This window comes from Paenibacillus sp. NRS-1760, assembly GCF_050467785.1.
GTDB lineage: Bacteria > Bacillota > Bacilli > Paenibacillales > Paenibacillaceae > Pristimantibacillus.
In genome coordinates this window covers 51,971-64,657 of record NZ_JBITPK010000002.1, presented here as the reverse complement: position 1 = coordinate 64,657, position 12,687 = coordinate 51,971, and the positions used below count along the sequence as shown (strand labels likewise).

12 protein-coding genes are annotated in these 12,687 nt (G+C 43.0%); 5 read left to right on the top strand and 7 right to left on the bottom strand.

The window, feature by feature from the left end:
- The 3 genes from ACIFSR_RS00310 to ACIFSR_RS00300 form a co-directional block, all read left to right on the top strand.
- Positions 1-881 (top strand): BclA C-terminal domain-containing protein (locus ACIFSR_RS00310; protein ID WP_430053963.1); only part of this gene is annotated, 881 nt, incomplete at its 5' end.
- Between the two features lie 75 nt (positions 882-956).
- Positions 957-2,063 (top strand): tetratricopeptide repeat-containing glycosyltransferase family 2 protein, encoded by a 1,107-nt coding sequence (locus ACIFSR_RS00305; RefSeq protein ID WP_430053960.1) that lies wholly within the window; start codon positions 957-959, stop codon positions 2,061-2,063.
- 396 nt (positions 2,064-2,459) lie between these two features.
- Positions 2,460-2,873 carry an organic hydroperoxide resistance protein gene (locus ACIFSR_RS00300; protein WP_076271553.1) on the top strand — a complete coding sequence of 138 codons (414 nt, stop codon included), beginning with the start codon at positions 2,460-2,462 and terminating at the stop codon, positions 2,871-2,873.
- Between the two features lie 68 nt (positions 2,874-2,941).
- Here the strand turns inward: ACIFSR_RS00300 and ACIFSR_RS00295 are convergent, their stop codons facing one another.
- The 6 genes from ACIFSR_RS00295 to ACIFSR_RS00270 form a co-directional block, all read right to left on the bottom strand.
- Positions 2,942-3,655 (bottom strand): aspartate/glutamate racemase family protein, encoded by a 714-nt coding sequence (locus ACIFSR_RS00295; protein ID WP_339205949.1) that lies wholly within the window; start codon positions 3,653-3,655, stop codon positions 2,942-2,944.
- Between the two features lie 45 nt (positions 3,656-3,700).
- On the bottom strand, positions 3,701-4,765 hold the full coding sequence (locus ACIFSR_RS00290; protein ID WP_430053957.1) for a C39 family peptidase: 1,065 nt from the start codon (positions 4,763-4,765) through the stop codon (positions 3,701-3,703).
- Between the two features lie 83 nt (positions 4,766-4,848).
- Positions 4,849-6,696, bottom strand: a complete 1,848-nt coding sequence (asnB, locus tag ACIFSR_RS00285) for an asparagine synthase (glutamine-hydrolyzing) (protein WP_430053954.1) — start codon at positions 6,694-6,696, stop codon at positions 4,849-4,851.
- Between the two features lie 39 nt (positions 6,697-6,735).
- Positions 6,736-8,205 (bottom strand): UDP-N-acetylmuramoyl-L-alanyl-D-glutamate--2,6-diaminopimelate ligase, encoded by a 1,470-nt coding sequence (locus ACIFSR_RS00280; RefSeq protein ID WP_430053951.1) that lies wholly within the window; start codon positions 8,203-8,205, stop codon positions 6,736-6,738.
- A 41-nt stretch (positions 8,206-8,246) separates the two neighbouring features.
- Complete coding sequence (locus tag ACIFSR_RS00275) at positions 8,247-9,434, bottom strand: carboxylate--amine ligase (RefSeq protein WP_076271558.1); 1,188 nt, start codon at positions 9,432-9,434, stop codon at positions 8,247-8,249.
- Positions 9,431-9,634, bottom strand: coding sequence for a hypothetical protein (locus ACIFSR_RS00270; protein ID WP_339205953.1), 204 nt, complete (start codon positions 9,632-9,634; stop codon positions 9,431-9,433). The genes ACIFSR_RS00275 and ACIFSR_RS00270 overlap by 4 nt, the downstream gene beginning before the upstream one ends.
- 350 nt (positions 9,635-9,984) lie before the next feature.
- On the opposite strand from ACIFSR_RS00270, the gene ACIFSR_RS00265 reads away from it, so the two are divergent.
- On the top strand, positions 9,985-10,179 hold the full coding sequence (locus ACIFSR_RS00265) for an aspartyl-phosphate phosphatase Spo0E family protein (protein WP_076271559.1): 195 nt from the start codon (positions 9,985-9,987) through the stop codon (positions 10,177-10,179).
- Between the two features lie 6 nt (positions 10,180-10,185).
- On the opposite strand, the gene tadA is transcribed toward ACIFSR_RS00265, so the two are convergent.
- The gene (gene tadA, locus ACIFSR_RS00260) at positions 10,186-10,650 is read right to left on the bottom strand and encodes a tRNA adenosine(34) deaminase TadA (RefSeq protein WP_076271560.1); all 465 of its coding nucleotides are present in this window, start codon (positions 10,648-10,650) and stop codon (positions 10,186-10,188) included.
- Between the two features lie 200 nt (positions 10,651-10,850).
- On the opposite strand from tadA, the gene ACIFSR_RS00255 reads away from it, so the two are divergent.
- Positions 10,851-12,677: an ATP-binding protein gene (locus ACIFSR_RS00255; RefSeq protein WP_430053947.1), complete on the top strand. Its 1,827-nt coding sequence runs from the start codon at positions 10,851-10,853 to the stop codon at positions 12,675-12,677.
- Positions 12,678-12,687 lie beyond the last annotated feature (10 nt).

The window sequence follows — 12,687 nt, the reverse complement described above, 5'->3', positions numbered from 1 at the left end:
CAACAGGAGCTGAAGGTGCAACAGGTGCGACAGGGGTAGCAGGAGCAACAGGTGTAACGGGCTCCACAGGAGCAACAGGAGCTGAAGGCGTAACAGGTGCGACAGGAGTAGCAGGAGCAACGGGAGCTGAAGGTGCAACAGGTGCGACAGGGGTAGCAGGAGCAACGGGTGTAACGGGCTCTACAGGTGCGACAGGTGTAACGGGCTCCACAGGTGCAACAGGAGCTGAAGGTGTAACAGGTGCGACAGGAGCAACAGGAGCTGAAGGTGTAACAGGTGCGACAGGGGTAGCAGGAGCAACGGGTGTAACGGGCTCCACAGGAGCAACAGGAGCCGATGGTGTAACAGGTGTAACGGGCTCTACAGGAGCAACAGGAGCTGAAGGTGTAACAGGTGCGACAGGAGTGGCAGGAGCAACAGGAGCCACTGGAACGAATGGTGCCACAGGAGCAACAGGAGCCACCGGTGCTGAACCTACGGCTGATTCTAGTTATGCTGGCAATACGACAGGTGCAATTATCGCTGTTGTGCTCGGAGGAACGAATGTACCTCTCCCGAGCTCACAAAACCTTAGCCCTAATATTACCGTCAATGGACTTAATGATACCTTCACAGTTGTTAATGCAGGCAGATATTATATCACTTATCAGATCAATATCACGGCTGCCTTACTTCTTAGCACTCGTCTGGTGATTAATGGTACAGCGAATCTTGCTTCTACCGTGGCTCCAGTTCTAAGCGTATCAAGCTTTAATAATGATGTCATTGTTACTTTGACAGCAGGCAGTACCATAACGCTTCAAATGTTTGGATTATTAGGAGCAGCAACGCTGTTAGGCGGCGGAGCGGGTGCGGCTTTGACCATCATTCGGGTTAGTTAATAAAGCAGAAGTAACAGGACAATGGCATGAGAATATGATGTATCAATCTAATCGACTCGTGGGAGTGTGGTTTCGTTGATTTCCATCAGCTTGTGCCTCATTGTCAAAAATGAAGAGAAAACGCTCGGTCGATGTCTAGCTTCCATGAAAGATATCGCTGATGAGATTATTATTGTGGATACGGGTTCTACGGATTTAACGAAGCAGGTTGCGAGCGAGTTTACCGATCGCATCGAGCATTTTACATGGATCGATGATTTTGCGGCAGCTCGCAACTATGCTTTTTCTTTAGCAACCAAATCCCATATTATGTGGCTGGATGCAGATGATATTTTGAAGGAAATCGATCAGCAGAAACTGCTGGCGTTAAAGCAAAATGTAGATCCTGCCGTCGACTCCATATCTATGGAATACCACTTGGCGTTTGATGAATTCGGTAATGTAACTTCAAAGCTAAGACGAAACCGAATTGTAAAAAAATCGCGGGCTTTCAAATGGATTGGTCCTGTTCATGAGTACCTTGAAGTTTACGGGGATATATTGAGCAGTGATATCGCTGTAACCCATAGCAGTATACATCATGACAGTGATCGCAATTTGAACATTTATGAGAAACGACTGGCTAAAGGGGAAATCTTTTCTCCGCGCGATTTATTCTATTATGCCAATGAGCTTAAGGACCATGGGAAATATGAGGCTGCTATAAGGTATTACGAAAAATTTCTTGCGACGGGCAAAGGATGGATTGAGGATAACATTGCTTCCTGCGGCAGGCTTGCGGATTGCTACAGCGAGCTTAATGAAGTACGCAATGTGGTCGATTCGATCTTCCGCTCATTTCATTACGACAAGCCTCGTCCGGAATTTTGTTGCCGCCTCGGTTATTATTTCTTACAGCGTCAAGAGTATAAGCTGGCAATTTATTGGTATAAATTAGCGCTCAGCACAGAGAAGCCGGAACAGAACTGGGGCTTTGAGAATTTAGCTTGTTCTACATGGCTGCCGCAGCTTCAGCTATGCGTTTGTTACGATGGCATAGGTGATTACGAAGCTGCGTACGATCATAATGAAAAAGCAGCACAATTTAGGCCGATGGATGATCGCATTTTGGCAAATCGTGATTATTTGAACAAACGCTTAGGAAAGAAAACAATTGAGATTAGTCTAGAACCCACAACTTAATGTGTAACAGAGCGAATTTCTAAGATCGGATGAGGATTCCTATTTCAACTGAATATAATTAAACAATAAGATTTCTTCCCGTTAATTTGGGAGGAAATCTTTTTTTGTTAGTTCAGCATATTTCTCTTCGCACTATTGACATCGCCTATGAGCGAGTGTATATTATGTTCTATCAAATTAAATTGTATAAAATACAATTTCTTCACTGCACCAAATTGTATGAGGAGAATAGAGAAGGCTCTCTTTGGCAATAAGAAAACAAGATGTTATTTCAAGTAACGGAGGTTAAATACAAGGCCATTGTCGATAAGGTGCTTTTTCATGAGGAGCTTCAAGGTCTAAAGCTTGCAAAGTAACGTTTAAACTAAAATAAAAACCTAAACGGAGGAATTAATGATGCAAAACTTATATACAGCTACGGTAACGGCAACAGGTGGAAGAGATGGCAAGCTTGTTTCAAGCGATAATATTTTGAATGTAGATGTGAGAGCCCCTAAAGAGCTTGGAGGAGTCGGTGGTGCAACGAACCCAGAGCAATTGTTTGCAGGAGGTTACGCAGCTTGCTTCGAGAGTGCTCTTAACGTTGTGTGCCGGATGAAGAAAATTAAAGTGGAGAAAACCGAAGTAACCGCTCATGTTACGCTTGGTAAGGATGCAGATGGCGGATATGAGCTGGCTGTGAAGCTGGATATTGCGCTTGAGGGCGTTGAAGCAGACGTAGCGAAGGAATTGGTCGAAGCCGCTCATCAGGTATGTCCGTATTCTAGAGCAACTAGAGGCAACATTAATGTAGAACTCAATCTTCTTTAATCTAAAATAGTACAAGCCCAAAGCACAAAAAAATCCAGAGAATGATCTCCGGATTTTTTGTAATGCTCTTATTTCGCGATGGTTTGTTTGCCCGACAGCTCAATAGATCTTTGTACAAGCACCGTCATTGCATCTACACAAAAGGCTGCGACGTCTTTTTGGATCGGTATGCAGGATAATTCCGTGCATGCGATGATCACACACTGGCACTCATCCTGCACGAGCAAGTGGTTAATGATGCCTTCAAACTCAGAAGGCTCAACAGGCAAATTACGTTTGACCTTGTTGTAGATAATGTCCATCACATGCTCCTGAATGGCTTCTTCAGGCTCGTGAAGGTGCATATTATACTGATTGCAGCCATGACGATACACGCCGCTGCTAACCGTTCCATTTGTAGCTAGAATACCAATCTTGCAGTGTTCTCCAAAGGTGTCATGGATCTTTTTCAGCGTCTCATCCACCATGTTAATTATATTTATGCTTGTCATTTGCTGCATATCATTATAGAAATAATGCGACGTATTGCAAGGAATCGCAATATTAGATACGCCTGCTGCCTCAAGGATTTTGAAATCTTTAGCAACCGCTTTGAGAAACAACTCGCCTTTGTTTTCTAATATGACACCTGTTCGATCTGGCAAAGTGGCATGATTGAGAATGACGATATCAATATGCTCTTGATCACGGTCTGCTGCCGTTTGCTCGATAATCATATCGAAAAATACGGATGTTGCTTTTGGGCCCATCCCGCCTATGATGCCTAAGCTTTTAGCTTCCATTGCCTCAACCTACTTTTAATGAAGTGTTTAATTGAAATGATTTAGTTATTCAACGATCATAGCATGGCTTCCCATTGCGTCATAGCTGTTAAAAAAAGTGTCTGCATCGTAAGTAACTTGTCCTTTTAACGGATTCATTACATGTACTTTACCATCTTCATATCCATTTAGGACAACAACGTGCAAATTAATAGGAGCTGAATAATATTCACCAGTATCACTGAAATACCAAGCGTAATTCATTTTTGGCGGCGTGAGATCAAGCGTAATCCAAGTTACGACAGGAATCCCTTTATTAAGCTGCTCGATGATTTCCTCTCGCGTGCTGCCGCTAATATCTGAAGTACTGTTGCTGCGCCCTGCGACATCAAAATACAAGTTAGCCGCCTCCACGATAGGAGGTGCAAAGCTGAAAAATCCGCCTTTTAACGACCTAGGTTCGCCAGCGTATGATTTATAGGGATCAGGCCCATACAATTTATTGTTTTTGGTGATAAAAGCTTGCTTCGGCAAATAATTATCCGACATTTCTGTTTTGGTAACGTCATATCCGTAATAATTGAGTACCGCGGTTAATGAAGTAATTTCACAGCCGTTAGGCAGCTCAGGCTTCTGCATAATGGTATCGACATCGATATAAACCTTCTTAATGTTAACGGAGCCATCAGCTGCCCGCTCATAATCCTTCACATATTCAAACGTTTTGTTGGTGGTTGTCAGCTCTTGTGCAGGGCCGTTAACCGCTATTTGATGCTCTTCCTCCGACAGCTGATAAGGCCTGCCGACCTTCTGTTGTTTTATCTTATAGCTGGTACCGTAATCGAGCAGAATAGATGTTGTTTTACCCATTTCGTCTGTTGTCATGGTGCCGATAACCGATCCGCTATTAGCAGCGGTTATTGTAAATACAGCATCTTTAATTGGCTGCTGCGTTGCTTCGTCTTTGCTTATTACTGTAATTGTTCCTTGCTCTATTTCTGGAGTAGGGGCAGTCGTTGGTGTAGAATCGACTTTCTCATTGAATACAGGTTTTGCATCTTCTTTCGTAAACAATGTATAAATAAAAAATATAATACCCAATAACACCAGGAGCTTGATCATTCTTTTCATGTTGGTGGCTCCTTTACTTTATAGCCGTAATAGTTATGCGACAGTGTGTAACGAGCAGGCAGCCGGTGGCTGCCCTATGCCTGTTACGCTTGCTCGAAGAACGTCTTATGCCATATAAGGAACACATACACTGTCCAAATGTATCTAGCGTAGTTCTGCTTGCCTGAATAATGCGAATCCAGATATTTCATCAGCTCATCGGTATGAAAGAACAGCTTCGCTCGGTCCGAGAGAAACATGTCCTTAACGAGCTTATAATATTTCTCCTGTCTTAGCCAGTGCCTAATAGGTACAGGAAAACCAACCTTTGGTCGATTCGCCCATTCATCGGGAAGTACTTCCTTCGCAGCTGTACGCAGCGCATACTTCGTATTGCTTGGATGTACACGAAGATCAGTAGGCAGCTTTGAAGCCAGATCCATAACCACTTTGTCTAAAAATGGAACTCTCAGCTCAATGGAATGGGCGAGGCTCATTTTGTCTGCCTTAAGAAGAATATCTCCCGGAAGCCAAAGCTTCAGATCGAGATATTGCATTTTGGTTATATCATCTTTGCCCCGCACTTGATCATATACAGTCTTCGTAATGCTTTGTACGGATGGTCCTTGCTTATATTCGTCCTTCAATAGGGCTAAGGCATCAGCTTCTTCAAACACATGCGCTTGACCGATAAAACGTTCCTCAACCCGCTGTCCGCCTTTTACGACAAAGGAGGTGATTCTGTTTTTGGACAGCTTGCCGCTTAATAATGATAACGGCCGCCTGATTGCAAACGGAAGCTTCTTGTATTTTTTCATCGCTGGTGTCGTATCGTACCAATCATAACCGCCGAAAATTTCGTCTGCGCCTTCTCCAGAGAGCACCACGGTCACATGCTTGCTCGCAAGCTCTGCTAGGAAATAGAGAGGCACGGAGGAAGGGTTGGACTGCGGTTCGTCCATATGATACTGAATCGTTGGCAGCATCTTGAAGCACTCATCCGCTGAAACCAGTCGTTTATAGTTTTCGATGTTTAAAATTTCTGACAAATCCTCTGCGAGGTTCGTCTCATTAAAGTTGCCTTCATAATCCTCAAAGCCGACGGAAAATGTTTTGTTTGGTTTTAGCAAAGCGGTAATATAACTGGAATCAATGCCTCCGGACAAAAAAGACCCGACCGGCACATCGCTGATTTGGTGATAGGCGACTGATTCTTTTACTGTGCTTTTAATTTGGTTGACGTAATGGGACAGGCTGTTCGGTTCTTCTGCAAAGTTAACGTCCCAATAAGGCTTCACTTCCAGCTTGCCTTGTTTGTAAAGCATATAGTGACCAGGCTTCAGCTTGTACACGCCTTTAAAAAACGTTTCATCAAGCACGGAGTATTGAAAGGTCAGGTAAGGCTTGAGCGCATCCTTGTTCAGCTCTTTGCGGAAGGCAGGCTGCTTTAAGAAAGCTTTGATTTCAGAGCTGAATAAGAAGGAATTATCCGTTGTGTTTTGTGTATAATACAACGGCTTTATGCCAAAGAAATCCCTGGCGAGAAACATCGTTTCCGTATTCGTATCCCATATCGCAAAAGCAAACATGCCTCGTAACTTCTGAAGCAGCGAGGTTCCATACTCTTCATAAGCATGAATGATAACCTCGCTGTCCGTATGGCTAACAAAGGTATGCCCGCACTGAATCAACTCTTCGCGCAGCTCTTGATAATTGTAGATTTCTCCATTAAATACAAGAACACAGCTTTTATCCTCGTTGTAAATCGGTTGGCTGGCTTCTTCAGACATATCTATAATTTTGAGGCGTCTAAATCCTAAAGTTACTTCCTCATCTGAATAGATACCGCCACTATCGGGACCTCTATGAACGATCATATCCATCATATCTTTAATAATGGCTACTTGATCAACGTCGGGACGACTATCTGCAAAACCTACAAAACCGCACATGTGGAATACCTTTCATTAACTTTATTGTTTTAAGCGCAGTCACATCGTTTTTAATTTGATTTCCCTGACGATTTCCGATTCATTAAATGGGATTTCCGTTTTCCCAATAATTTGCGATGTTTCATGACCTTTGCCGGCAATGAGAATGACATCGTCTTTTCTACTGATATCAATGGCAAAAGCAATAGCGTCTCTCCGGTCGATAACGGCCTCATAAGCTCCGTTATAAGCTTCGACTCCTTCAATAATTTCCCTAATAATCAGGTTATTATCCTGCTCCTTGGGATTATCAGAGGTGATTACGGAAAAATCAGCAAATGTAGCGGCTACCTTAGCCATCGCTCTACGTTTCTCTGTGCCTGATTCCCCATCAGATGCGTAAACGCCGAACACGAGAATGATTTTGCCTTTGGTAAAAGGCCGGATTGTTTTTAATGCCTTCTCTAGGCTGTCCTCGGTATGAGCAAAATCGACGATGATCTTCGTATCCTCATCTTGATAGACAACTTCCAGCCGGCCTTTAATACCCTCAACAGCCAAAATGCCGTCTGCGATTTGCTGTAGCGTAAATTGATTGCAATAAGCCGTTGCAATAGCGGCTAGACTATTATATACGTAGATCGTCCCAGGCAGGTTTACTTTAATTGCGATGCTGCCCTTTGGCGTATTTACATTATAAGTCGTATAGTCGGCATAATAAGTAATATCCGTCGCGTAAATGTCAGCTTCCTGCTCAATGCCATAAGTAACCAGCTTTGGGCCTTTATGCTGCAATCGGTCAATGAGGATACGGCCAAATTTATCATCTGCATTAATAATGTTAAAGTCCGTCGTCATGTCGAACAGCAAAGCCTTCGCTTCGAAATATTCCTCCATCGTATGGTGAAGCTCCAAATGATCCGGCGTTAGATTTGTGAAAATGCCAGTTTTGAAGCTGGAATGAGCAACGCGTTTCAAATTGAGCGCATGCGAAGAAACCTCCATGACGCAATGCTTCATATGTGATTCAATCATATCGACGAAGATTCGTTGCAAATACAGCGATTCCGGCGTCGTATTTTTGTTTTGAATCAGCTTGTCGCCGATAACTGTGCCGATCGTGCCGATAATTCCGAGGGCTGTCCCCGTTTGCTCGAATATAGATTTTAGAAAATATGTGGTCGATGTCTTCCCGTTTGTTCCAGTGATGCCGAGAAGATTCATTTGCTCAGTCGGGCGATGATAGAAGTTTGCAGATACCAGGGCGAGCGCCTCACGCGTGTCGTTAACTTGCAGTACCGTTATTCCTGCTGGCACATGAACATCCTTCTCCACAATAACGACGGTCGCACCAAGTGCGATTGCTTTTTCGATGAAATGGTGTCCATCAACCGAAAAGCCCGTTATAGCGACAAATACGCCATTGGCTGAAGCTTCCCTCGAATCAAAGGCAATGGAGCTTACTTCAATATGCAAATCGCCTTTCACGAGCGTGTAATCCAGATCTTTCAGTAAGGAGGTCAATAACATACGATCAGCTCCATTCTATTACCTATTACTATTTTCGCAGGCTATCTTCTTAGAAGCTTTTTCGTAAGCTTGCCACCGATGATAGCCGCATAGGAAAAGGCTGGTTTCGGGTCCTTCCAATCCCAGATCGCATAAGCTTTCGGTTTAAACAAGGATACGAATACTTGCTTCCAAGTCAATTGACCCGTCTTGATGTAATCGCGAACAGCAAGCATGTCCTCATATCCGTACCAGAAAACACGGTTCGTATTCTCTTTGACGGCTTTGGGAGGCACAAGGTTGCCGCCAGTTAACTCTTGGTAAGTAATCCATGGAATATTTACCCCAACTCGGTACAGCAGGTTGTTCAGGTTGGTAATCCGGCAATTGACTTCGATTAAATAAAAACGGCCAGTTTCGGCGTCTTTTTTGAATTCAATCTCCGCGAAGCCTTTCCATTTCATCTTCTCTAGAAAAGGAGCTCCGATATCGAACAGCTCTTGTACGTATCTCTGTCCTGTATACACGGATGCGCCGAAGTTGATCGGATATTGGCGGAATTTTTGACAAGTGACCCAGTGAGTGACCTTTGAATCTTGGTTTAAATACGCGTCGAACGTATACATATGATCGTCGAAACCTGGGATGATACGCTGTACGATGACTTCCAAGCTCGCTTCCTTCGCTTTGGCCAGCGCTTGTTCGAGCTCAGCGCGGCTATGTACCTTAAAGAGCTTGCGTCTAAACTTGGCAACGAAGGATGGAGAATCTGTTGGTTTGACGATACAAGGATATTTAATGATTTCGTCGATCTTCTCAAAAAAACGATCTTCGTCTACACGGACCGTTTCGGGAACAGCTACGCCATTTTCTAGAGAAAGGCGCTGCAGCACTTCTTTATTCATCATATCCGAGTATATGCCCGGAATGTCTTGTGGTATGAGATAGTGTTCTCTAAGCTCTTCCAAATGCTCATCGATAACCTCAAGATAAGAATCGTGGCATGGAATAAGGACAGGAGGAGCGCTTTGCTTGCGGGCATATTCCTTCAAGAAACGAATGAACGCTGCCGTGTCTTCTTTATAATGAGGAGAGATTAGTCTCTCAGACGTATATTTTGAATCGGCGCCATAGGTATCTTTAGTCGAATAATCTACGGCAACCGTATGTACACCGTTAATGCCTAGGCAACGAATGGTGCTTAAACCTATATAATAATTACAACCCAAAATTACTGCTTTATTATTCACAAAGGCACATCCCGACATCCTAATTTATGTTCATTTCCCTGTATTACGACTAATGTTTTAAATAATTTTACTTCATACTTTCTTATAATACAAATGGATTTATCCTCATAATAGCTACAAAGATGTGGAGGATTTGGACCAAATCCGAGGCGCATGCTGCCGCTTAAAACAGCTTCTTTAACAGCCGTTTTTTCTGGCATTCGACACCATTACCCGTAAATCGCTGAAACCATTTATCGGATTTTTTAACATTAAAGCACTTGATGAGCGTTATTAGCATATTTGTGATTTTATTAACATTTTTCAATTATTCATATATATGTATATTTTACTATTCTATATTTAACGCAAGTAACTTTTTCCATATATTGATCGATTTTACTAGTTAAAAAGAACTAGAAATTGGATAAAATAACTTCATTTTGTCGAATAATGCCCGAAAATTGTCTACGTTCGTCGACAAGTTTTTACAAACTCCTTATTGCTCTACGAGTATAATAGAAGCATTACCACACGAGTGCTAGATAAGGAGCGTGCCCCGAAGCGAGCTATGGACAAAAAACACTTGCTTAAACAATTGCAGTCGTTGCGGCTAAAGCTTCATGAAATAGCCGAAGCGCGCGGCAGTCTGACAGATCCGGATGTTCTAGCGATTAGCGAAGAGGCCGATCAACTAATTGTTGCGTTACAGCATATACAAAGAAACGAGCTAACACATATTACGATACGCCGCGACGATATGTAGAGAATATTATCTCTCTCGAAGCCGTCGGAAAAATTGAGTCAACAGGTTTGAGCATTCAGGCTGTAAAATACCACTAGTGAGCTCCGTTTCATGGTTGAAACGGGGCTCTTGCAGTAAATTCATGAGTGTCCCAGCACATCCAGCCTTCGGGTCGGTTGTTCCATAAACGACACGTTTAACCCGAGATTGAACAATGGCGCCGGCGCACATTGGACAAGGCTCCAACGTGACATACAATGTACAATCTAATAATCTCCATGCGCCGATGCGATCGCAGGCGTCACGAATAGCTACCATTTCGGCATGAGCGGTTGGATCAAACCTCGTCTCACGCAAATTGTAGCCTCTTCCGATGATTTCATTGTTTCTGACGATAACAGCCCCGATAGGAACCTCTCCAATTTGCTCGGCTTTTTTGGCTTCTTCAATAGCTTCCAGCATCCATTTCTGATCTTCTTGCTCTCTTGTCATATACAATAACTCCTTTACTATTTATTCATTATACAACGAACAAATATTCCGTTGTTAACATGTCGTGGATAACATTGTGGATAACTATCATGATATACACATAAATACTCACAATTTATTCAGAGCTGTGCACAGTAATTGTGGATATTGTGTATAAGTTGTTAATAAAAACGTTTTTGTGTAAAAGGATGTGTCATTCATTGTCAATAAAGATGAAATTTTCAGTCTTGATCACGCTTATCGTTCTGACGTTTTTTATATTCCAGCACATGCTTAGTGAGTATTCGATGATTCAAAGCATGCGTGAGCAAGCAAAACGAGCGATGCACGATACTTCCATGCATGTGGCGAACACATTTTCCTCTTACGAGAAGAAGTCAGGTTCAGGCTATATCTTTCCGGAGAAGGATCGCTCAGGCCCTGGGCATATCTTTGATATCGTAAAAACATTAAATCCAAATATAAATGAAATTACAGTATTTGAGCAAGATACGTTGGCTGTTCGTTACGGTACTTACACGTATTTGGATTCGAATAGCGATCAATCTATTATAACCGATGTAAAGAAAACAGGTTTTGAGCTTCGAAAGATGGAGATCAATGGAAAATGCTATTTTAGAAGTTATTATTATACGAAGCAGATGGGCAACTACATTATAAGTGTCGTTTATGACAGTAAGGGAATTAATGATCTTATCGCGCAGAAGCGAAATGATTCATTTATTTATACGGGCATATCGATGGTGCTCGTCCTCTTTATTAGCTATTGGCTGGTAGGAGTAATGATTAGACCTTTAAAAGATATATTATGGAAGGTTAACGAGGTTTCATCTGCAAGGTTTCAACAGCCGATTCGAATTAAACGCAAGGATGAATTCGGCTTGCTGGCTCTTAAGGTCAATGCGATGTCGCAAAATCTAAGTATATATATGAACAAGCTGCGCAGAGCGTTTGAGGAAAACCGCCGGATGAAGGAGCATTTGGAGTCATTTATTAACCACACGAGCGATGCGATTCATCTTATTGATTTGGATGGTAAGGTTATTCAAGTAAACCGTGCTTTCGAGCTGCTCTTTGGTTATGAGGAAGAAGAAGCAATTGGTCTCATTAATCCTATTCTTCCCGACTCTCATCATGCAGAGATGAGGGATATGTTAAACCAGATCTTGTCGGGCAAAGTACTGCCAGCTCAGGAAACGATACGAATGACGAAGCTTGGAGAGCTGATACCTGTAAGTGTAACCATATCGCCAATTCGTGATTCGGACGGAACGATTCGTGCCTTTGCCAGCATTTCAAGAGACATGAGGAGCCGTAACAAAATGGAAGAGCTGCTGCGCAGGTCGGAGAAGCTGACGACAGTAGGGCAGCTAGCAGCAGGCGTAGCCCATGAAATTCGCAACCCGCTGACGACGCTGCGCGGTTTCCTGCAGCTCCAGCAGGAGAGTAAGAAGCTGGCGCTTTCCCACGTAACGCTTATGTTATCGGAGCTTGACCGGATCAATCTCATTGTTGGCGAGTTTCTCATTCTAGCGAAGCCGCAAGCGACGAGGTTTGTCACCAAGGACATACGGGATGTACTGCAAGATGTTATTGCGTTAATGAACAGTGAGGCACTTCTTCATAATATCGAGTTTTGTGTTACTCTAACCGATGATTCTTGCTTAATTTCATGTGAAGAAAATCAATTGAAGCAAGTTTTTATTAATTTGCTGAAAAATGCGATTGAAGCGATGCCAAATGGTGGACGAATCCATATTCATATTAACCATAAACGGGAATACATTTCGATCACGATAACGGATGAAGGAATGGGCATCCCGGACGATATGATACCGAAAATTGGAGATCCCTTTTTTACAGCGAAGGAAACGGGCACAGGGCTCGGCATTATGGTTAGTCAGCGTATTATTAACAGCCACCGCGGAACGATGGATATTAAAAGCCAGGTTAATGTCGGAACAACGATACATTTGCTGCTGCCAGCTTTGAAAGAAACACGGGAGAGCGGTATACTGGAAGCATAAGCACAGATCG

Bases quoted from the DNA above. Each gene is read 5' to 3' on its own strand.
- ACIFSR_RS00300 (WP_076271553.1), top strand. From the start codon at position 2,460: ATGCAAAACTTATATACAGCTACGGTAACGGCAACAGGTGGAAGAGAT.
- ACIFSR_RS00295 (WP_339205949.1), bottom strand. From the start codon at position 3,655: ATGGAAGCTAAAAGCTTAGGCATCATAGGCGGGATGGGCCCAAAAGCA.
- ACIFSR_RS00290 (WP_430053957.1), bottom strand. From the start codon at position 4,765: ATGAAAAGAATGATCAAGCTCCTGGTGTTATTGGGTATTATATTTTTT.
- asnB (WP_430053954.1), bottom strand. From the start codon at position 6,696: ATGTGCGGTTTTGTAGGTTTTGCAGATAGTCGTCCCGACGTTGATCAA.
- ACIFSR_RS00280 (WP_430053951.1), bottom strand. From the start codon at position 8,205: ATGTTATTGACCTCCTTACTGAAAGATCTGGATTACACGCTCGTGAAA.
- ACIFSR_RS00270 (WP_339205953.1), bottom strand. From the start codon at position 9,634: ATGCCAGAAAAAACGGCTGTTAAAGAAGCTGTTTTAAGCGGCAGCATG.
- ACIFSR_RS00265 (WP_076271559.1), top strand. From the start codon at position 9,985: ATGGACAAAAAACACTTGCTTAAACAATTGCAGTCGTTGCGGCTAAAG.
- tadA (WP_076271560.1), bottom strand. From the start codon at position 10,650: ATGACAAGAGAGCAAGAAGATCAGAAATGGATGCTGGAAGCTATTGAA.